Genomic DNA, 19,559 nt, shown 5'->3' with positions numbered 1-19,559 from the left:
CCTAGTATATCATGCTCACCGCCAATTCTTCACCTCTACCCAAGCGGTGTCCGGCCCGCTCCGTTCAAACGCTGTACCCACAGCTCCTTTAAAAGGCTCCAGCAAGCTCGGGTCCCGGTCGATCAGATCATACACATTCATGATGGCCGTATTCTTCGGGTCGCTCAGATAAGCGTTATCTTCTTCTCCGGTGAACAGCCGCCAGCCGCTGTCTTCTTCACGGGTAGCGGCCTCCCGGTACATCCAGCGCACACCGCTGCCTGGCGTCAGGCATTGCCTGGTGACCATAGCCGCCTTCTCTCCGGCTTCGACCCATGCAGGGTCTCCTTTTCGAAGGATGGTCTGCGCGATATGTCTGGGTTCGAATTCGACCGGATCTCCGAGCTTCAGCGACTGGATCACCCCGGGTGTATTGGTCAAGACGCCTGTGTACCGCCCGGTAACCGGATCTCTCCCGGTGATCTCCACCCACATCCGTTCAGCACGTGGCTGCCCTTCAGCCGGATGGGCCAGCATGAAGTGCAGCCGCACCATTCTCCCCGTGCCCTGTGTCTCCCGCTCCTGTCTTACAGGAATAAAAAACGACTCAGGATGTAGCCTGCTCGTCTCTTCCACATCTTCCAAAGTCCACTCCATGAAGTATGCCTCCTAGTTAGTTATACTAGACTACCATTACCCGATTGTAGGAGGCACTATTCATTCTGATTGGAGACCGTGCTGCTCTGGATGGATACCTGCACCGTTAAGGGCGCTCTGCTTCCCGCACCGGAATCCATATTTCACTTTTAAATGTTGGCGAACTGGTATCCTTGCTTTCATTCCATAGAAGCTCCGGCCCTTCGACCTGCTCGTAATTGGAAGAGGGGAACCATTCGGAGTAGATCCTGCCCCAGATATTCTGAAGTGTGTCCGGGAACGGCCCCACTGCTTCGAATACAGCCCACGTGGACGCAGGAACCTCAAGCTTGGCATAGGATAGCGGAGCTTCCAGCGTGGTGGCAACACCAATATAATGATCCAGCTCCCCGCGTTCATCCATCCGTCCTTCCGGGAAATTCACGGATGCGCTGATCATCCCGGCCGGAATGATATTCGACAGCCCCTTCAGCTCCCCTATCATCTCCATACTCAGACTCTGCCACATGGCAGCGATCTCCGGGTTCACCCCGCTGAACTGGATGGCTACCCTTTTCTTAAGTCCAACGATCCGAAAGGCCTCTTTCTCCTCAATGCGGTAATTCATTTCATTGCCTCCTCTAATGGTTAACTGAAAGGTCATTCGAGGAAAGGCCTTCAAGGGTGTCCCTGCCGTTCTTGCTTCTGAAGGCGTTACGCCATGAAGCTGCTGAAAGGCTTTTGTGAATGCATCCGGCGAAGTGTATCCATACTCCAGGGCAACATCAATAATCCGGTGCTGGCTCCCCTGCAGCTTGAAGGCAGCCAGCGTGAGACGTCTGCGGCGGATATATTCCGAGAGCGGGATACCGGCCAGGAAGGAGAACATCCGTGTAAAATGATACTCCGAGCATAACGCGAAGCCCGCAGCCACTTTCATATCGATCTCGTCGTCCAGGTGCTCTTCAATGTAGAAGAGTGCGGCATTCATATCTTCCAGCAGGTTCATCGTGCACCTCCCTTTCCTCCCCATCAGATTAACAGCTACGCAGGGAATGCATCCGACAGTTCCTGCACCATATTAACGGGTACTTTCTATTCAAGACAATCCGCAAATTCAGAGGCATAATGAAGCATAGAATATATACGAATAAGCTAGACAGGAAATCCCCATTACACGGTTAAAAAGGGAGGTTGCCATGAAGCTTGCCCCCAACTGCATCACGCTCAGCCGGATCGGGCTGGCCCTTCTGCTGCTGTACCTGGTACCACTGGGCACTGGCTTCACTGTAGTCTACCTGCTGTGCGGAATTACCGATCTGCTGGATGGCCCTATTGCCCGAATGACCGGTACGGATAGCAACCTCGGTGCCAAGCTCGATTCCGTGGCCGACATGACACTGGCAGGCACTGCACTCTATACCTTATATCCGTTCCTTGGTATTACCCTCGGCCTCATCCTGTGGGTCGTACTGATTGCCGTCATCCGGGGAGCCTCCATCCTAACCGCGCTGCGCAAATTCAGCACCTACGGCAGCATTCATACCTACGGGAACAAGCTAGCCGGATTACTGCTATTCCTTACACCGTTGCTGCTTCCCTATGTGAATCAGGCGATCTGGACAATAGTTGTATGCTTAGTAGCCACTCTATCTGCAATCGAGGAACTTATCCTGCTTCTGATCTCAAGTGAGCTGCAGCTGGACCGCAAGGGGCTGTATGTGCGGCGTTGATCAGCATTCTGCGAAATGATGAAGCAACTCCTTGACCTGCCGCCTTGTATTTACGATCAGCACTTGCTGGTGAGCTCCGGTCTGCTTGAGTCTCTCCAGGGTGACAGCACGGCTTCGTGCCTTATAGTTCCAGACCCATTTCACAAAAGTCCAATCGAGCTTCTCCGGGCAGCCTTCGTTCATATCCGGTCTAGTCTGGTTATGGTACATAAGACGACGCTTCACAATCCGGTACATACACAATATCCGGGGTGAATCCAGAAAAATAATGACATCCGCGCGCTTGAGTCTGCTATCCATGGTCCTTGAATAATTACGGGCCAGGGTAGACTTGCCTGATCCTCCTGATCCGAGAATTAAAATCCGGTTCATAGGCTTCTCCTTGTGCATTTTGACATCATAGTGATCCATCACTCCAGCCCCAGATACTCCCTAACGGCATCCACAACAGCAGAGGCCACGCTCTCCTGGAACCCGGAGGTCCACATCTTCGCCTCGTCGCCGGGATTCGTTAAATAGCCCAGTTCCAGCAGCACCGACGGCATTACCGTATCGCGCAGCACGAAGAAATTCCCTTTCTTCACGCCGCGGTCTTTGAGGCCGGTAGCTTGAATGACATGCTTATGTATCGTCTCGGCCCAAGCCAAGGATTCTTCATGATAATAAAAGGTTTCTGTACCCGATGCCGATGCATCCTCATAGGTATTGCCATGAATGGAGATGAACAGGTCTGCAGGCAGGTTGTTGGCGAACTGGGGCCGGAACAGATCTTGTGAGGAGATAAAAGCATCCCCGGTCCGGGTAAGCAGGGTCTCAAGCTCCGGGTACTGCTCCACTCTGGCTGCAATTTTCTCTGATAGGCTAAGGTTGAAGTCCTTCTCCATACGTCCGCTGACAGAGACTGCCCCGGGATCTTCCCCGCCGTGGCCCGGATCTACCACAACCTTATAAACCCTGCCCAGGTAGGGCTGGCTGCTGCTTTGCGGTCGACTCGTACTTCGGGGTACACGAATGGCCGAATCCTCTGCCGGGGCTGCACTTAGACCTGTATCGGCAAGCTTCCCGCCAGAACCGCTGCCGGTGCCATCGCTACATGCCGCCAGCAGCAATAGGCTGAGCCATACGGCGGCTATCAGATACACTTTTCTCATTCCGGTTGCTCCTTCTCGCTCACTTCCTGCACGTTGCTACTTCCATTTCAGCATACCGAAGGCTTGATCAGCAAGACCTAATTCTCTGCAGCTTCAGGGGCGTTTTCCCCGCCAGCCTTCTCCGGTGAATTCAGCAGTACCAGGCCTCCGATAATGATCAGCAGACTAATGCCGGTGAGCAGATTGAACGGATCATTCCAGATCAGGATGCCGATCAATGCCGTCAGCGCTGTCCCCACGCCAGACCAGATGGCATAAGCCAGGCTCAGAGGTATGGTGCGAAGACTGATCGATAAGCAGTAAAAAGCCAGGCCCATCCCAAGCACTACTCCGATCGACGGCAGCACACTGCTGAATCCATCGGAGAGCTTAAGCATCGTCGTACCGAAGATTTCTGAAATAATAGCGATGCTTAGCGCTAAATAACCTCTCATCTCTACACCCCCGTTGACAGCTTCAGCAGAACCACACCGCCAATGATGAGGATTAAGCCTGCTATTTTTCGCACATTCAGCCGTTCCTTATAGACCAGCACGCCAACCAGTGCGGTTAACGCCGTTCCCACGCCAGACCAGATGGCATAAGCTGTCCCGAGAGGGATTTCTTTCAGCGCCAGGGACAGATTGAAGAATGCCAGGCCCATACCAGCGACCACCGCCATGGAGGGAAGCAGCTTTTTGAACCCGTTCGATGCCTTAAGCATAGAGCTGCCGAAGACCTCGCTCACAATCGCTAAGGATAGTAACACATAAGCATTCAATGGTTTTGCCTCCTAATCTATGACCCTGACAAAAGACCCCGGATATAGCCGCTTAACTCCCCTGCTGTCTGCTCGTGTGCCGGCAGGCCCGGATGGGTTCGCGCTCCCATCGTTTCATTCGTCACATTCGGCAGCTGGAACACCGACACGTTCTTGTCGCCCGTAGACCTCATGTATCCATCCACCGCCCGGTAAATCGCCGGCATCAGGGAGAGGCCCAGCATTCCATACACCCAGAGAAGATGCGCCCCGGGGTTATAGCTTCTCAGCTTCGCCAGGAACCTCGTGACTGCGGTCTCGAAGGCGGCCAGATCCTCCTCATGATAGCTTCCGTCTTCATTCAGCCGCTGCTTACAGATACGTCCGGTGTCCTCATCCAGCCACTCGGGGGAGTTGAACGCGCCGTCATCATTGGTACCCAGGTTGACTACTACCACATCCGGCTGCCAGGCCGCAAAATCATTCATCGCATGCGCCCCAAGCGCTTCATTACGGGGACCGGTCAGCAGACCGCAAACCTGCTCGTAGATATCAGGGATATTACCCCGCGGATTGTTGTCCCAGCTGGAGAGCACGCCCCATCCGCTCTGTGAGATCACCCGGAATTCGGCCTGCACAGCCTCGGCAGTGATCGCTGTATAGTTATGCACGCCGCTGAACCAGGCGGGAATCCAGTCCTCTTCGCTCTTGGCACCAATGACGCCCTCACCTGATGTGATGCTGTCACCGATGAACTCCAGCCGGTACGGCTTCGCTTCAACAGGCAGGAAGCTGCCGTCTGTGCGGACCGCATGGAACTGAAGATAAGAGCCGGGATCGCCGCTCATCGCCTGGACCTCTTTTACAATCCGGATATTCTTCACCCGCTCAGGGTTCATCCCTCTGAATACGCAGATCCAGTGCCTTCCGGCATTCACCATCTGTCTGCTGACGGGAACGGAGTTGATCAATATACTAATCCAAGACTCGTGATGATCGTAACCGGATTCCACTTCAAGCCACAGCTCGGCGGCCCGGAGGTTCACCTCTATCGCACTGCCCGTCCAGAATAACGTCAGGGGGTTAAGCGCTCCGGTCGTTCTGCCATGAATCTTCAGATGCTTGATCTCTGTCAAAGGCTGTACCTGTAACTGCAAATGGGAATGGCTGCTCATTCTAATCCCTCCTGTTTGCTGGCAATTGAGAAGCTGCGGACCTTCATCCACTTCCCGCCTACCCATTCATCAACGGTGCCCTTCCGCGTTCTAACACAGAACTTATGCGAGGTCCCGCGGTCAAAGCCCGTTGCTTCATATAACAGGTCCTCGCCCTGCTGTCCCTTGAAATACACCTGCTTCAGGCCGAGTCTGCTCAATAGTTCCTGCTTCACACTGTCTGTATACTGGCGCGAGAATTCTTTTGTCATGGTTGTTCCTCCTGCTTCGTTTATCAACGGTTCAACTTCCCGGATGCTTCTTAGAGAATAACGTATATGCGGCGAATTTTCACCTTTATTTTTCACCAAACCGCCCTTAAATCCGGTTGATTTTGAACTCGGCCTTGTAATAAAATTAATGGATTATATAGAAAAGGATGCGCATACGCAATGCCTTACAAGGAATCACGTTCTCTTCGAAAAAGGTCGATTCTGTTCTTCTCGCTGATTATGCTCGTGAAGAGTTATTTCGCCTGGTATTACCTGTTTGAGGACGGTCCGACCTGGACCACTTGGCTGAAGGAAATCCCGTTCGTGCTGCTGTTCTTCTGCCTCATCGAATGGTTCGCCACGAGGCATAAGGTCGCCATCTATCTGATCGTCAATCTGCTCATTACCGTCCTGTTCTTCTCTCTCATCGTCTATCATAATCATTTTGGGATGATCGCTACGTCACAAGTCTTCGGTCAGGTCAAGCAGGTAGGCGCCGTCAAAAAAAGTATATTCGCCGTCGTTCATCCACAATATATGCTTATATTTGTAGACATCATTATCATCAGCCTGATCATGCTCAGACGCAAAAAAGCGCTTGCCTGGAAGCATTCCATGTCCCGCCCCAGCAACCGCAAGGCGGTGGCTATCCTGTTCTGCATCTCGCTTATACTGTGTATGATGAATATTTTCCCCAACAAAGCCAGTATGAATGAGAATGTTAAGGCAGAGCAAATGGGCATTCTCAATTATGAAGCCTACGCCCTGCTGCGCGAACCCGCAGAGGAGCCTATGGACCCTGCGCAGATCTCCCAGGCCGGCATTGACATGACGAAGGGCATCCAGCCGAAGGCTGATCCGGTCTTGTTCGGGGCTGCCAAGGGTAAGAATCTGATCATCCTGCAGATGGAGTCGCTCCAAAACTTCCTGATCAATCTGTCGGTGGACGGAACCGAAATCACGCCGAACCTGAATAAGCTGGCGGGCGGGAGCTACTATTTCCCCCGGTTCTTTCAGCAGGTAGGCCAGGGCAATACCTCGGATGCCGAATTCATCGTCAACACTTCCTTTTATGTGCCGCCGGACGGTCCGGCCACAGATAAGTATGCCCCGAAGGAGCTGCCGAGTCTGCCGAAGCTGCTGGAGGCCCAGGGCTATGATACCGCGACTTTTCATACCAATAATGTGGAGTTCTGGAACCGCGGGGAGCTGTACAAGGCGCTGGGCTTCAATCAATATTACGACAAAACCTACTTCGGCGAAGAGGATGCAGTCTTCTATGGCTCCTCGGATGAAGTCCTGTACAGAAAGACCTCTGCGGAGCTTGCGCGGATGGACCAGCGTGAACAGCCGTTCTATGCCCATGTAATCTCGATGTCGTCGCATAATCCGTTCTCCATCCCGGAGAGCAAATACAAGATGACCTTGCCGGAACGTTACGAGGGAACGCTGGTCGGCGACTATATCCGGGCTGAGAACTATGCGGATTATGCGCTGGGCCAGTTCATAGAGGAGCTTAAGAGCAGCGGGGTATGGGATAACAGCGTAGTGGTTCTCTACGGCGATCACCGGGGACTTCCGATTTTCTCACTGAAGGATGGGGATAAAGTCCTGCTGCAGGAAATCCTGGAGCATGATTATAATGAGCGTGATTTGATTAATATACCGCTCATCATCTCAGCCACTGGTGTTACGACACCGGCACTGAAGGAGCAATTAGGCGGCCAGGTAGACATTCTGCCGACCGTTGCGAATCTGCTCGGGGTCCCGCTGGACTATCATATCCACTTCGGACAGGATTTGCTTAATCAGACAGCATACAACCTGCTGCCGCAGCGCTATTATCTGCCTACGGGTTCCTTCGTTAATAATGAAGAGCTGTTCCTGTCAGGCAGCGGGTTCGAGGACGGCCAGCATTATACGTTATCCGGTGACGGGACGGATCTGCTTCAATCGACAGAGGATGAATTCACCCGGGCGCTGGAACTGCTCCGCATGTCCGACAGCTATGTGACGCAGTTGCCTGACCGGGTAGTTGAAGATCCGCCGGAGGACGAATAAGAACTGACAATAGGCACCATCCTTCACACAGCAAAGCCCGGTTCGGAGTTCTGTCTCTGAACCGGGCTTCTTTATATGCTAATAGTGTTAGCTCTGCTTGTCCAGAAAAGCCCGCACAGCCTGACCCGCCTGAAGCGGAAGCTGCATCCAGACATACGCATGAAGCGAATCCGGGATCAGCGCAATTTCATAGCTGTCCAGCAGCTCTGCGAAGGCATTCAGACTGCTGCGGACCCGTTCATCGTTCCCTTCCGCTTCGCTGGGCAGGAACAGGACCGGACATTGTATTGTCTGATAATAGTGTTCAAAGGACAACTCCCAATACTTCACTATGTATTCGATTCTGATTCGGTTCGGATAACAATAGGTATACTTGCCGTCTGGATGTTGCTCCAGGCTATGCGTATAGAACGCACAGAAATATTCATTCCACAGGCCCTCCGCAGTCAGCTCGTCCCTCTGCCCGGATACATACGATTCAATGCTGTCATAGCACGGTTCCTTCCATTCCTCCAGTTCTGCCCGGAGCTGCACTTTCCTCTGCTCCACCTCTTCTGCCGTGCCGTGAAATATACCGTATTCTCCAAATTCGTTATTCAGCGCACCTTCGCACACCAGGGACGCTACAAGCTCAGGATGAGCTGCTGCCAGACTGACCGCTACCTGCGCCCCCATGGAGCTTCCTACTACGTGGCACTTGTCCACCTGCAAATGCCTCAGCAACTGATACATATCCTCTGCCATCTCGTCAATATGATAGCCAGTCTCCGGCTTGTCCGAACGGCCATGCCCCCGGAGATCCGGGGCAACTATACTGTATTCCTGCTCCAGCTGCAGAAGAATGCCATCCCACATATGCAGGTTCCCGCCGCTGAAATGAAGCAACAGGACGACAGGCTTGTCTTTCAATGAATACCTGGCGTTAATGCTTATCTCTCCTATTGAGATACGTTCCTCAATCATTTCATTTCCTCCTCCATTCCCGCAATCCCTTACGTTTGCTTTACCTTATATGTATTTGACAGACAATGGATTAATTATATACACGGTCCATCTATGCTGTCACCATACGAATAGGCACCAATCCCGCCTTCCCATCATACACAGATATAAAGAAAGGCGGGATGCAGAATGAGTACCATGACAGGTGAGGCGGAATGGGCGATTTTTCTGGCGGCTGTCTGCGGACAGACCTATACCCAATTTGCCAATGCGGAGGGTGCGTTCGTGGTACCGATGGACTTCTCGGCCGTGCATAGCTTCCAGGCGAAATCGATGGGGAATGTGTGGGAGCTGTTCGGCTTCATTCTGGAATCACCGCAGGAGATCATTATTGCCTGGCGCGGAAGCATCTCCACCAATGACTGGCTCTCGAACATGAATGCCGCGCAAAAGAAATTTAAATACATCCAGGAACCCTGCATGACCCATCGGGGGTTCACCGATATCTATGCATCCGCTCGGGATGCCATTCTCTCCGTGCTTGGCACTCTGTCTCCAGAAAAGACGCTATATGTAACAGGCCATAGCCTTGGCGGGGCACTGGCCACTCTGTGTGCGCTGGATGTTGCTGCCAATTCTTCCTTGACCGCCCCGCGGCTGTATACCTACGGTTCTCCGCGTGTCGGGGATCCGGATTTTGCCAAGGCCTTCAGCCGGTATGTGCGCAGCAGCTACCGCTATGCCAATCTTTTTGACGTCACTACGTATGTTCCGCCAACCGTCTACAAGCTGCCTAAGCAGAAGACCAAATACTATTACACCCATGTCCAGACCCTTAAGTCCCTATCCTTCCAGAATGGCAGTCCTGAGCTGAATCATGTCATCCGTAGTTATTTCGCTGTGCTGAGGAAGACACGGCCCGACTTCACCACAGCTCTGTGCACCGCGAATCCTGGGTTCTGTCCTGTCCCGGAGCTGATCACCTGATCTCCGCTCTGCGGATAGACCCTTCTACCGGTTGATCTTACGAATCTCGTCCAGCGGAATCTTCGGGGTCCGGTCCGCATTCAGCAGTCCGTTCACTTCCTGCTGGACATCCGTAACCTGTGTGTAGCAGTATCCGCAGATGTACGGGGTGTCCTTGATGGCCTGTGTGATGCTGCGGAACCGCTCGATGAACGCCTCAGTGCTGCCGACTTGCTCCCCATAGCCCCATCCTTCGCCGGTGTTGAAGGCAATGCCCCCGAATTCACTGACTATGACAGGCTGACCCCGGTATTCATAGCCCTGGGCCATCGCGAATTTCCAGTTATTGAACGAAGAGCTGCCGCCAAGCACATTGCCGGAATCTGCATAACGCTCAAGCAAGACCGCCCCACTCTCCTCATAATCATGCAGGGTAATAATGTCGCTGACCGTATGCTCCCAGCCGTCATTCACAATAACCGGACGGTTCGGGTCAATGGCCTTGGTCAGATGATAGATGCCCTCAGTGAATTGCTGCTGCCGTTTATTCGTGTAGACCTGCGGAATTCCCCAGGATTCGTTAAAAGGCACCCAGGTAATCACAGAGGGATGATTATATTGCTGCCGGACAATCTCGGTCCACTCCTTCGTGAACTGCTCCACTGCCTCATCACCAAACTCATAGGTGGCCGCCATCTCTGACCAGACCAGCAGCCCCTTCACATCACACCAGTACAGGAAGCGCGCATCCTCAATCTTCATATGCTTGCGGACCCCGTTGTAGCCCATCGCCAGAATCGCGTCGATATCAGCAATCAGCGCCTCTTCCGAAGGCGGGGTCAGATGGCTGTCCGGCCAATATCCCTGGTCCAGAATCAGCTTCTGATACACCGGCGTGTTGTTGAGCAGCACCTTGCCTTGTTCGATGGAGATTTTGCGGAGGCCGAAGTAGGAATAGACCTGGTCGATCACCTTGTTCCCTTCGTACAGAACGAGCTCCACCTCATACAGCACCGGCGAAGCGGGCGACCACGACTGGAGCTTCCACGGGCCATTCGCTTCATGGGTCAGTTCTATGTCAAGCTGGAGCGAAGCGCGGTCGGCCTGAAGCGAGACCTGCTTGAAGGTCTTCTCCCCGGTGCTGATCCGCGTCTCCAGCCGCAGATTAGGGTTAGCCCCATTGGTGTTATATTCAAATTGGACTGAGCGGTTATCGAGATCCGGGGTGATTTTGACAGACTTGAGATACGAAGGGGATACATACTCCAGCCACACACTTTGCCAGATTCCCGTGGTCTGCACATAGAAGCATTCGAAATTCTCATCCACCCAGCGCTGCTTGCCCCGTGGCTGTGTGCAGCTCTGGCTGTCCTCTGCCTTGACGGTCAGACGGTTGACGGCTCCAGAACCCGTGTCCAGATAATCGGTAATATCCAGTGTAAAAGCCGCATAGCCGCCTTGGTGCCCCCCGGCATAGCTGCCGTTCACCCACACCTTCGCCACGTGATCCACCGCCTGGAAATTCAGCAGGACCCGCTTGTTACCCAAGCCCTCTTGCAGCTGCAATTCCCGCTCATACCATACATACGGATGGAACACGGTCTCACCGATCCCGCTGGCCTCCGTCTCATACGTGAACGGAACCTGAATCTTCAGATCGCCTTGCAGCTCCTCGTACCACCGGTTCCGCTCCCCCGTGTTGTCATCGTCATAACGGAAATCCCATTCTCCGTTCAGGCTCTGCCAGGCGTCACGGATGAACTGCGGCCGCGGGTAGTCCTTGATATAGTGCCGGGTTGTCATTGATGTGCACACTCCTTAATAACAATAATTTTGTTTTAATACAATAAATATGTATTAATTATTGCAGAATCTGCCGAAATGTCAATGCTCACAAAATAACCCCACAAAGTGGGGCTTTAGCGTAGGTGTTGATTCAGGTACTTTGTGGAGACCCCAAAACATATAGATTCTTATCTTTCGAAAAAGAACCCGCCGACAGCAGCAGGTTCTTCACAATAAGCCCAGCTCATATTCCAACTAGGCCTTCACGCTATAAAAAATCTTCATCACCAGGTCCTGCTCATAATCGCCGAACTTCTTGCCGAACAGGTTCATTCCCCCCTTGTGCCTGGCATCCTCCTTGACGCCCAACCGCAGATCCACATGATTCTGCCGGGTCAGATTCAGCTGCGCCAGAGTCACAGCGGATAGCTCCTGATGGTCGATGGTGCTGCGGGTACGGTCTACGCTCCAGGTCTTCAGCGTGCCGAACTGGGTGCCTGTATCAATCCACCAGGCGGGATTCAGCTTCCCGCGCCGTCCGCCAAAGTCGCCGGGCGAGGTCCAGGTGCCCACCTCCACTCCGTTGATCCAGAGCGTAATATCCGAAGGCCAGTCATTGGCATAATTCGGCGCTTCCGAACAGATCTCCACCGAGAACTGGATCTCGCGGATCTCTGCTCCCGCCGGAATCTCCAGCGGGTATCGGTATTCGAGATAGCCTTTGCGCAGCCAGACCAATTGGGCCTGAACCCGGTCCGGGTGAAAGAAGCCTGCCGGGGAGTCCTCCGTAATGATCGGACCGGTCTCACTGACCATGCCGCAGGTCGGTGCCACTTCGCAGGCGGTGAAATTGCCGATCGGCATGGCAATCTCATAGCAATACTCGCCCTGGTCCGCCTCAGCCAGGGGCTGCGGGGCATTGATGATGATCTTGATATCATCATAGATCCGGCTGCAGACCTTCATCGCCCCGCGTGAAGCAGGCAGCAGCTCCGTCACGATCAGCCCGGCTTGCTCCAGCACCTTCACATTGGAGGCTGCTGTCGATACAGGGATCTCCAGCGCCTCCGCCAGCTCCGCAACATTCATTCGCCGGCTATTGAGCAGCGCCAGCATTCTCAGCCTCAGTTCTGTAGACAATGCGTGTGTTACCTTCACCAGCTCATCCGCATGTTCCATGGATAGTTCCAGTATCTCGCTCACCCCATTTAGATGTCCGTAATTACATATCCAGCACGAATTGCAACATTCCCCGGATCGAACTCCCGCTAACCCGAGAATATTGCATAAAATGCAGCAATTCCTTCGCATAAGGCAGTTATTCCGGACAATTCCTGCAATCTGTGCAACAATTCTCCCAACGGTGCCGTTGCTGAGATATCAAAGTTGTAAAACTTACAACATTATAGTCGCTAAAGACATTATGTAAGTGACCGCTCACCTTTGGCAGGAGCGTAGGACTTCTGTCCAGCTTAGTTATCCAGCATCACTACCTGATCGCCCAGCCGGACCTCTCCCGGAGTGATAACGGAAGCGTAAACGCCGAACTGCTGCTTAAGCTCTTTGTATACTTGCTTCAGCAGGGAGCTGTCCCGCTCCAGCGTATCCGGATCGGTCGTAATCATCACGCAGCGCTCACAGTAACTATCCACTTGCAGCACTGTACTGCCAATCGACAGACGGCGGCCGAGCCACTCTTCCTCTCCGAGCGAGTCCTCACTCACTTCCACGAGGAAGTTCCCCCGGAAGCGGCGCTGGTCTATGGGCTTGCCCCACATCGCCTCCAGCTTCTTCAGGCTCTTATCAGTCACCAGCAAAATACTGGCCCCATCTACCGATAAGAGCTCCGGGTGCTGCTCCTCCGGGTGTGGTGCCATGAATTCAGACATGGTAATTCCGATGGAAGTCAGACTTTGAATTTCATTCAGCAGCTCCCGGTCCCAGCCGAACACCCGGCCATCCGCAGCCGTCACCCGGATATCTCCCTCTGTATATTCCGCCTTATAAGACATCATCTTCGGAATCTTCCGGGCAGTAATATACTGTGACCAGTCTTTTTTGGTCATATCATAAAAGGAACAATACCGGTCCCCCTCCACACCGTAAGATACAACCTTACAGGCCTCCAGTGTCTCTCCTGCAAAGGATTTTACCGGATAACGGTTAATCGATTTAATCTCCCCAACTGTAACTGACACGCCCCCACCTCTTCTGTCTATAATCTGATAGCTCTGCTACTCTTACTGTAGCGGCTTTAACTTCTGAATCTCTTCTACGGAAAGCCCCGTTGCCTCGGCGATAACATTTGGTCTGCTCCGTTTCGGTCTTATTATACCATTATCGCTACCTGTTTTGCGTAAGGCAAGAGCTGAACCCTTATGGATTGCAACAATATAATTACATACACGCACAAGAAAAGGACAGCCCCAAGGCCATCCTCTTTAATTCATCTTTTCACTTCATCTCTTTACAGTGATTCCCGGATCACCCGCTTGTAATACAGGACTGACAGGAGGCCGAAGATCGAATACAGCACGGTGTACAGCCCCATCACTACGAACATCGGGGTCAGCATCTCGGTTCCAAACAGGAACCAGCCGGATTTCACCGCAAAATAACTGTGACACAGGCCGACGATCAGCGGAATACCGAAATTGAACAGCTGCTTGAACTGGATGCCTCGCAGGAGATCCCCTTGGGTGAAGCCCAGCTTGCGCAGAATCGTATATCCCTCCCGCTCCTCCTCGCTCTCATCCATCTGCTTGAAGTAGAGAATACAGCCGGAGGTAATCAGGAACGTCAGGCCCAGGAAGCCGACAATGAACATAATGAGGCCCATATTGGTCCGCTGGTTGAACTCAAACTCATATTGTGAGAAGCTTTGCAGCTCCGGCTTCTGCTGCTTATAAATCTCGTAAGCCTGCTTGGCCTGCGAGGACGAGGCAAGATTCATACCATAGTAGATTCCTCCGCCTTTCACTCTTTTTTGCTCATCCGGGTCTTTATGCTGGAGCAATTCCTGGAAGACAGAATCATCCACCACGAATACCCCCAGAATCCCTCCGCCAAAATAATACGGCAGCACAGTCTCCTCAGACAAACCCGTGAGCTGCTGCTTCATCACACCATCCTTGGTGGAGAAGTCGAGCTCCCCCTTCTTCTTGAGCTTCAGCATAGTTTGCTTTGTAGTCGTATACCCTTTAATCTCTACCTCGCCCGGCTGCAAATCCATGTCCTTCAGACTGCTGTCACTGATCACAGTTGCTGAGAGAATGGTTTCATTGCCCGGGGTATTTCTAGTATCTAAGACTTCCTTAAGACCCACCTCTACCTGAACCGTTGGAATCTCCAGAGTGGTATAACTTATGCCGGCCTTGTTGAGCGCCTCCCGGAATCCGGCCTCATCCGCCTTCTGAAGGAAACCGTAATCATGCGGTGAACTCTCTCTGGCAGAGGCCCCCACCGAATAATAAGAGATATAGCTCAGAGAGAGCAGGCCAATGGCCAGCGCAGATACCGTGGTGATGACAGTCAGCAGCAGGGCGTTCGATTTCATCCGGAACATAATGGAAGAGAGCGATAATACCTCCCGAATGGACAGGTAGCCTTTTTTACTGCGGCGGATGAGATTGAAGAGAAAGCTGACCGAGCCTTTGTAGAACAGATACGTTCCGATAATCACCAGTGCGAGGATGGCAATCATCGCATACATCAATGCGCCCATGCCCGTAAATTTGCCGCTGAACAGCTCCCCTGAGATATAGTATCCTCCGAAGATACTGATCATCCCGAGCAGGCCGATCACAACCTCCCACAACGACATTCTCTGAATACGAGTCTGGGAAGTGGCCTTAGCTTTGAACAGTGACAGAATGCTCTGAGCCCGGATGAACGTGTAATTCATGATCATAATCAGCACATACACAGCGGCAAAAACCAACACCGTCCGCTGCAATGCCTCGGGGGAGAAGCGCAAGGCCGCCAGCAGGTCGACCTCCAGGATTTTGAACAGAATCATCAGGATCAGCCGTGACATCACGAACCCTGCGCCAATTCCCGCGAACATCGATCCGAAATATAGAATCAGATTCTCTGCGCTCAGCAGCACGAAGATTCTGCTTTTGGTCAGCCCGATGAGCTGGAACAGCCCGATCTCCTTGCTGCGGCGCTTGATGAAGATCGTGTTCGCATACAACAGGAAGATGGCCACAATCGCAACCAGCAGGACGGAGGATGCGCCGATAGCTGCCCCGCCTTTGATCGAACCGCTGACCTCCTTCATGGCCGGGTCGAACTGCAGCGTTACGAAGGAGAAGTACAGGGCCACACTGAAAATGAGCGCGAATACGTAGAGGTAATAGTTCTTAATGTTCTTTTTGAGGTTCCGCAGGATAATATAATTCAGACTCATTGCGTGACACCACCAAGTACGCCCTGGGTGCTGATAATATCACCCAAGAAGGATTGCCGCGATTCCTCCCCCTTGTTCAGCTGGGTGTAGATTTGACCGTCCCGGATGAACACCACGCGGCTGCAGTAGCTTGCGGCAACGGCATCATGTGTAACCATGACAATGGTAGCTTCACGCTTGCTGTTCATGGCGGCCAGCTTGTTCAGCAGATCGGACGCAGACTTGGAATCCAAGGCTCCCGTCGGCTCATCGGCAAAAATAATACTTGGATCATGCACGAAGGCCCGTGCCGCAGACGTACGCTGCTTCTGCCCGCCGGAGATTTCCGCCGGATATTTGTCCTTCAGCTCATAGATTCCCAGCTCGCCTGCCACCTGGTCGAATTTCTGGTGCGCCTCCTTCTTGGACATGCCTGTAATCGACAGCGGCAGCATGATATTCTCCTTAACCGTCAAGGTGTCAAGCAGATTATAATCCTGGAAAATGAACCCGAGATGATGCTTGCGGAATTCGGCGAGCTGCTTCTCCTTCATCCCCGTGAATTCCTTGCCCTCAATTTCGATCGTCCCTTTGCTTACCCGGTCAATGGAGGACAATACGTTCAGAAGCGTCGTTTTGCCGGACCCGGACGGTCCCATGATTCCGACGAACTCGCCCTTGTCCACCTGAAGATCAATGCCCCTCAGGACTTCCTGTTTGTTAAATTTGTTGCCATAGGTTTTATAGATTTTGTTAGCCTGCATGATAAGCATCTGTTCCCCACTCCTTTTCTATATTTCTATCATAAGCGGGTGGACGATCATTTTCCTGCGCTTCGCCGAACAAATGGAACAGGCATGTGACACTATTGTCACATGCCTGTCAGGCGCTGAAAGTCATTTTCCCTTGGAAAAGTCAGCGTAAATACACTCCCCTGCCCCAGCACGGAAGCAGCGTGAAGTCTAATCAGCAGCGGCTCCGCGACCTGCCGGGTTAGGTACAGCCCCATGCCGGTGGCAGCCCCCTCCTGACGGAAGCGCGATGAGGTGAAGCCCTTATCATAGATCCGCGGCAGATCCCTGGGATCAATCCCTTGTCCGCTGTCTTCAATGACAAGCGCAACATGGCCTCCCTCTTCACGGCTCCGGACGAGGATATCGGAGGCTTCGCTGTATTTCACGGCATTGGTCAGGAGTTGCCTTAGCATGAAGGCCAGCCATTTGCCGTCTGTCAGCACGGTCTCGGCCTCAAGCTCTACGTCGAACCCGATTCGTTTGGAGATGCACCAGGATTTCAATGCCCGGATCTCCTTATTCAGGATAGGGGCAAGACTGACCTTTTCAATGAACAGATCGTTGCGGATGAAGGGAATCCGCTTCTGATGCAGCTGCTGGTCAAGCAGATGGTGGATGCGCAGCCATTCGTACATCATCTGTCTTTGCAAGGTCTCATCCGGCAGGCGTTCTATCATGAGCTGCATAGCAGTCAGCGGAGTCTTGACCTCATGTATCCAGGCCAGCAGCTCGTCCTTCTCCGATTCCAGAAGCTGGATATTCATGGAGGATTCACGCTTGTAGCGGTCCGTCTGGGCGCTTATCGCCTCATGGACCAGCCGTTCCATCGGACTACCCGGCTCCTGGACCGCCTGCAGCTCATAGATCTGATCCCAGGAAGCAAGGCTCTTATAGAATCGGGTCTCCCGGGAATAGCTCAGGAAGACGAAGGCCAGGCAGAGCAGCGTATTGAGGAGTACAATGTACAGGATCGGCAGCAGCGGAATGGCAGAGTCAATATAGGCCACGAACAGAATAATCAGCTGGAAGGCGGCCAGCAGGAGCAGCCAGCTCCGCTTCTCGGTGATGTATTTCCATATCATTGTTCCGCCTCTTCTGTCGCCATATACCCTTGACCGACCTTTGTCTCAATGTACGTATCCAGGCCGAGCGGCTCCAGCTTCTTGCGCAGCCGGTTCACATTCACAGTCAGCGTATTATCGCTGACAAAATGCTCGTTGTCCCACAGGCTGGTGATGATCTCCTCACGCTCTACAATGGTGTTTTTGCGCTCCAGCAGGATTTTGAGAATCAGCATCTCATTCTTCGTAAGCAGCGCTGCCCCCCCGCTCCCCGTGACCGTATTCTTCACGAACTCAATTGCCGCTCCGCGCCAGGTCTTCAGCTCCGTGCCTTCCTTGCTGTAATTGTAGACCCGGCGGAGGATGGCCTGAATCTTGGCAATCAGCACCTCGAAGTGGAACGGCTTCTGAATGAAATCATCGGCCCCCAGCTGCATCGACATCACCATATCGCTCGGATGGTCCCGGGAGGAGAGGAAAATAATCGGCACCTTGGAGTGGCTGCGCAGAATCCGGCACCAGTGGAAGCCGTCGAAGCGCGGCAGCTGGATATCAATCACCACCAGGTCGGGCTTCACCTCCGAGAACTCTTGCAGGACCTTACCGAAATTCGTAACCCCGTACACCTCATACGACCATTGGGCCAGACGCTCCCGGATCTCCCCGAACAGCGTAATATCGTCTTCTATAAGCATAATTTTGAACACAAAGGACTCTCCTTCAGAAGAAATACTATCGGACTATTATACTTCACGTTTATTATATTTGTGAAACCTCCCCTAAACCAAGTAACGTATTAGATACAAACGGCGACAAATTTGAACCTACCTAGGAGCTGATGATCATCGAAACTTTTAGCGCAATCTTCATCTTGTTATTTGGAATTGCAGTCAACTTATTTAGCTTATATGTGCGCAGAAACCCTACCTTCAGTTGGCAGGCGAGTGAGGGCTGGAAAACGAAAGGCGATAGTGAACCCAGTGACGCCTACATCAGCTCCATGCGCTTCAGAGGGGCCGTGGGCTTATGGATGGGATCTTTCCTGATGGTGATGGGGATATTGACACTCTGGAGTTCTCTTAGCTAAAGGAATAGCGGATTGCAATAATGTACTATAGCGATTCGCAGCCCCGGTGTATATTCAAGGAACTACTTTCACCGGAGGTCATCATGAATATCCTTTCCTTTATCATCTATTGTATTGTGGTTACCTTCACACCCGGCCCCACTAATATTGTAATCCTGTCTTCCGTCCAGCATCACGGGACCAGACAAACCATGGTATACGTAAGCGGAGCCACACTGGCCTTCGGGCTGCTGCTTGCCGCCTCCGCTCTACTCAACCACCTGCTGGCAGGCGTACTCCCGGAGATTCTCCGCATCATGCAGATCGCAGGCAGCGTGTATATGCTGTATCTGGCGTATCAAGTCTATCATATGGGCCGCAGCTCCGGGGAAGTAACCCGGCATTCGGCCAGCTTCTATTCCGGTCTGCTGATGCAGTTCGTGAATCCCAAGGTGCTGCTGTTTACACTGACCGTCATACCGGGTTACGTCATGCCTTACTACGATTCTTCGGCTGCCGCCTTCGGGTTCGTTCTGCTCGTGACCTTCATCGGATTCCTGGCATTCACCACATGGGTGGCCTTCGGGTCCGTCTTTAGAAGCTTTTTGCAGCAGCACCGGCGGGTGATGAATACGTTAATGGCCCTTTTTCTGGTATATTCAGCGGTACTTGTATCCGGCATCATAGAGATCTGAACCGGCATTTCAAAAGTGTGTATGGCATCACGGCTTATGAGTATATATCGCAGTTGGCGTAACTCTTCCCTGTCTCCTCCATTAAAACTCTTCCAAATTCGCAACTAGGCGGTCGAACTGCCTCATCCAAGTCCT

General features: G+C 52.7%; 21 protein-coding genes. 5 read left to right on the top strand and 16 right to left on the bottom strand.

The window, feature by feature from the left end:
* Positions 1-15: 15 nt before the first annotated feature.
* Together MKX42_RS14010 and MKX42_RS14005 are read right to left on the bottom strand one after the other, a co-directional pair.
* Positions 16-636: an immunity protein Imm33 domain-containing protein gene (locus tag MKX42_RS14010; RefSeq protein ID WP_340753027.1), complete on the bottom strand. Its 621-nt coding sequence runs from the start codon at positions 634-636 to the stop codon at positions 16-18.
* A gap of 106 nt (positions 637-742) precedes the next feature.
* Complete coding sequence (locus MKX42_RS14005; protein ID WP_340753026.1) at positions 743-1,624, bottom strand: AraC family transcriptional regulator; 882 nt, start codon at positions 1,622-1,624, stop codon at positions 743-745.
* 190 nt (positions 1,625-1,814) lie between these two features.
* Here MKX42_RS14005 and MKX42_RS14000 point away from each other — a divergent pair, with 190 nt between their 5' ends.
* Complete coding sequence (locus MKX42_RS14000; RefSeq protein ID WP_340753025.1) at positions 1,815-2,348, top strand: CDP-alcohol phosphatidyltransferase family protein; 534 nt, start codon at positions 1,815-1,817, stop codon at positions 2,346-2,348.
* Here the strand turns inward: MKX42_RS14000 and MKX42_RS13995 are convergent, their stop codons facing one another.
* From MKX42_RS13995 to MKX42_RS13970, 6 genes are all read right to left on the bottom strand, one after another.
* A complete protein-coding gene (locus MKX42_RS13995) occupies positions 2,349-2,759 on the bottom strand; it encodes an AAA family ATPase (protein WP_445669320.1) in 411 nt (136 codons plus the stop codon). It abuts the gene before it with no gap.
* A complete protein-coding gene (locus MKX42_RS13990) occupies positions 2,759-3,499 on the bottom strand; it encodes an N-acetylmuramoyl-L-alanine amidase family protein (protein ID WP_340753024.1) in 741 nt (246 codons plus the stop codon). Before MKX42_RS13990 ends, MKX42_RS13995 begins: the two co-directional genes overlap by 1 nt.
* Before the next feature lie 77 nt (positions 3,500-3,576).
* On the bottom strand, positions 3,577-3,933 hold the full coding sequence (locus MKX42_RS13985; protein ID WP_340753023.1) for a DMT family transporter: 357 nt from the start codon (positions 3,931-3,933) through the stop codon (positions 3,577-3,579).
* A 2-nt stretch (positions 3,934-3,935) separates the two neighbouring features.
* Positions 3,936-4,259 (bottom strand): DMT family transporter, encoded by a 324-nt coding sequence (locus MKX42_RS13980; RefSeq protein WP_340753022.1) that lies wholly within the window; start codon positions 4,257-4,259, stop codon positions 3,936-3,938.
* A gap of 17 nt (positions 4,260-4,276) precedes the next feature.
* Complete coding sequence (locus MKX42_RS13975) at positions 4,277-5,413, bottom strand: SGNH/GDSL hydrolase family protein (RefSeq protein ID WP_340753021.1); 1,137 nt, start codon at positions 5,411-5,413, stop codon at positions 4,277-4,279.
* Entirely contained in the window at positions 5,410-5,664 is a 255-nt protein-coding gene (locus MKX42_RS13970; protein ID WP_340753020.1) for a hypothetical protein, read from the bottom strand. Before MKX42_RS13970 ends, MKX42_RS13975 begins: the two co-directional genes overlap by 4 nt.
* A gap of 180 nt (positions 5,665-5,844) precedes the next feature.
* Here MKX42_RS13970 and MKX42_RS13965 point away from each other — a divergent pair, with 180 nt between their 5' ends.
* Positions 5,845-7,725 carry an LTA synthase family protein gene (locus MKX42_RS13965; RefSeq protein WP_340753019.1) on the top strand — a complete coding sequence of 627 codons (1,881 nt, stop codon included), beginning with the start codon at positions 5,845-5,847 and terminating at the stop codon, positions 7,723-7,725.
* Between the two features lie 87 nt (positions 7,726-7,812).
* On the opposite strand, the gene MKX42_RS13960 is transcribed toward MKX42_RS13965, so the two are convergent.
* Positions 7,813-8,688: an alpha/beta fold hydrolase gene (locus tag MKX42_RS13960; RefSeq protein ID WP_340753018.1), complete on the bottom strand. Its 876-nt coding sequence runs from the start codon at positions 8,686-8,688 to the stop codon at positions 7,813-7,815.
* A 168-nt stretch (positions 8,689-8,856) separates the two neighbouring features.
* On the opposite strand from MKX42_RS13960, the gene MKX42_RS13955 reads away from it, so the two are divergent.
* Positions 8,857-9,654 carry a lipase family protein gene (locus MKX42_RS13955; protein ID WP_340753017.1) on the top strand — a complete coding sequence of 266 codons (798 nt, stop codon included), beginning with the start codon at positions 8,857-8,859 and terminating at the stop codon, positions 9,652-9,654.
* 24 nt (positions 9,655-9,678) lie between these two features.
* On the opposite strand, the gene MKX42_RS13950 is transcribed toward MKX42_RS13955, so the two are convergent.
* The 7 genes from MKX42_RS13950 to MKX42_RS13920 form a co-directional block, all read right to left on the bottom strand.
* Positions 9,679-11,436 carry a glycoside hydrolase family 2 protein gene (locus MKX42_RS13950; RefSeq protein ID WP_340753016.1) on the bottom strand — a complete coding sequence of 586 codons (1,758 nt, stop codon included), beginning with the start codon at positions 11,434-11,436 and terminating at the stop codon, positions 9,679-9,681.
* A gap of 237 nt (positions 11,437-11,673) precedes the next feature.
* Complete coding sequence (locus MKX42_RS13945; RefSeq protein ID WP_340753015.1) at positions 11,674-12,621, bottom strand: ArsR/SmtB family transcription factor; 948 nt, start codon at positions 12,619-12,621, stop codon at positions 11,674-11,676.
* A 269-nt stretch (positions 12,622-12,890) separates the two neighbouring features.
* Positions 12,891-13,616: an MOSC domain-containing protein gene (locus MKX42_RS13940; RefSeq protein ID WP_340753014.1), complete on the bottom strand. Its 726-nt coding sequence runs from the start codon at positions 13,614-13,616 to the stop codon at positions 12,891-12,893.
* 269 nt (positions 13,617-13,885) lie between these two features.
* Entirely contained in the window at positions 13,886-15,829 is a 1,944-nt protein-coding gene (locus MKX42_RS13935) for an ABC transporter permease (RefSeq protein ID WP_340753013.1), read from the bottom strand.
* Positions 15,826-16,581 (bottom strand): ABC transporter ATP-binding protein, encoded by a 756-nt coding sequence (locus tag MKX42_RS13930; protein WP_340753012.1) that lies wholly within the window; start codon positions 16,579-16,581, stop codon positions 15,826-15,828. The genes MKX42_RS13935 and MKX42_RS13930 overlap by 4 nt, the downstream gene beginning before the upstream one ends.
* 98 nt (positions 16,582-16,679) lie before the next feature.
* The gene (locus MKX42_RS13925; protein ID WP_340753011.1) at positions 16,680-17,684 is read right to left on the bottom strand and encodes a sensor histidine kinase; all 1,005 of its coding nucleotides are present in this window, start codon (positions 17,682-17,684) and stop codon (positions 16,680-16,682) included.
* A complete protein-coding gene (locus MKX42_RS13920; RefSeq protein WP_340753010.1) occupies positions 17,681-18,370 on the bottom strand; it encodes a response regulator transcription factor in 690 nt (229 codons plus the stop codon). The genes MKX42_RS13925 and MKX42_RS13920 overlap by 4 nt, the downstream gene beginning before the upstream one ends.
* 131 nt (positions 18,371-18,501) lie before the next feature.
* Between MKX42_RS13920 and MKX42_RS13915 the strand changes: the two genes are divergently transcribed.
* Positions 18,502-18,750: a DUF6199 family natural product biosynthesis protein gene (locus MKX42_RS13915; RefSeq protein ID WP_340753009.1), complete on the top strand. Its 249-nt coding sequence runs from the start codon at positions 18,502-18,504 to the stop codon at positions 18,748-18,750.
* 83 nt (positions 18,751-18,833) lie between these two features.
* Entirely contained in the window at positions 18,834-19,424 is a 591-nt protein-coding gene (locus MKX42_RS13910; protein ID WP_340753008.1) for a LysE family translocator, read from the top strand.
* The last annotated feature ends 135 nt before the right edge of the window (positions 19,425-19,559 follow it).

Source organism: Paenibacillus sp. FSL R7-0204 (assembly GCF_038002225.1).
In the GTDB taxonomy this organism is placed as follows: Bacteria; Bacillota; Bacilli; order Paenibacillales; family Paenibacillaceae; genus Paenibacillus_AQ.
Note: the sequence above shows the minus strand (reverse complement) of the source record. Positions and strands in the feature narration are given on the sequence as shown.

Coding starts and splice junctions, on each gene's coding strand:
- MKX42_RS14010 (WP_340753027.1), bottom strand. CDS start 636: ATGGAGTGGACTTTGGAAGATGTGGAAGAGACGAGCAGGCTACATCCT.
- MKX42_RS14005 (WP_340753026.1), bottom strand. CDS start 1,624: ATGAACCTGCTGGAAGATATGAATGCCGCACTCTTCTACATTGAAGAG.
- MKX42_RS14000 (WP_340753025.1), top strand. CDS start 1,815: ATGAAGCTTGCCCCCAACTGCATCACGCTCAGCCGGATCGGGCTGGCC.
- MKX42_RS13995 (WP_445669320.1), bottom strand. CDS start 2,759: ATGGATCACTATGATGTCAAAATGCACAAGGAGAAGCCTATGAACCGG.
- MKX42_RS13990 (WP_340753024.1), bottom strand. CDS start 3,499: ATGAGAAAAGTGTATCTGATAGCCGCCGTATGGCTCAGCCTATTGCTG.
- MKX42_RS13985 (WP_340753023.1), bottom strand. CDS start 3,933: ATGAGAGGTTATTTAGCGCTAAGCATCGCTATTATTTCAGAAATCTTC.
- MKX42_RS13975 (WP_340753021.1), bottom strand. CDS start 5,413: ATGAGCAGCCATTCCCATTTGCAGTTACAGGTACAGCCTTTGACAGAG.
- MKX42_RS13970 (WP_340753020.1), bottom strand. CDS start 5,664: ATGACAAAAGAATTCTCGCGCCAGTATACAGACAGTGTGAAGCAGGAA.
- MKX42_RS13965 (WP_340753019.1), top strand. CDS start 5,845: ATGCCTTACAAGGAATCACGTTCTCTTCGAAAAAGGTCGATTCTGTTC.
- MKX42_RS13960 (WP_340753018.1), bottom strand. CDS start 8,688: ATGATTGAGGAACGTATCTCAATAGGAGAGATAAGCATTAACGCCAGG.
- MKX42_RS13955 (WP_340753017.1), top strand. CDS start 8,857: ATGAGTACCATGACAGGTGAGGCGGAATGGGCGATTTTTCTGGCGGCT.
- MKX42_RS13950 (WP_340753016.1), bottom strand. CDS start 11,436: ATGACAACCCGGCACTATATCAAGGACTACCCGCGGCCGCAGTTCATC.
- MKX42_RS13935 (WP_340753013.1), bottom strand. CDS start 15,829: ATGAGTCTGAATTATATTATCCTGCGGAACCTCAAAAAGAACATTAAG.
- MKX42_RS13930 (WP_340753012.1), bottom strand. CDS start 16,581: ATGCTTATCATGCAGGCTAACAAAATCTATAAAACCTATGGCAACAAA.
- MKX42_RS13925 (WP_340753011.1), bottom strand. CDS start 17,684: ATGATATGGAAATACATCACCGAGAAGCGGAGCTGGCTGCTCCTGCTG.
- MKX42_RS13915 (WP_340753009.1), top strand. CDS start 18,502: ATGATCATCGAAACTTTTAGCGCAATCTTCATCTTGTTATTTGGAATT.
- MKX42_RS13910 (WP_340753008.1), top strand. CDS start 18,834: ATGAATATCCTTTCCTTTATCATCTATTGTATTGTGGTTACCTTCACA.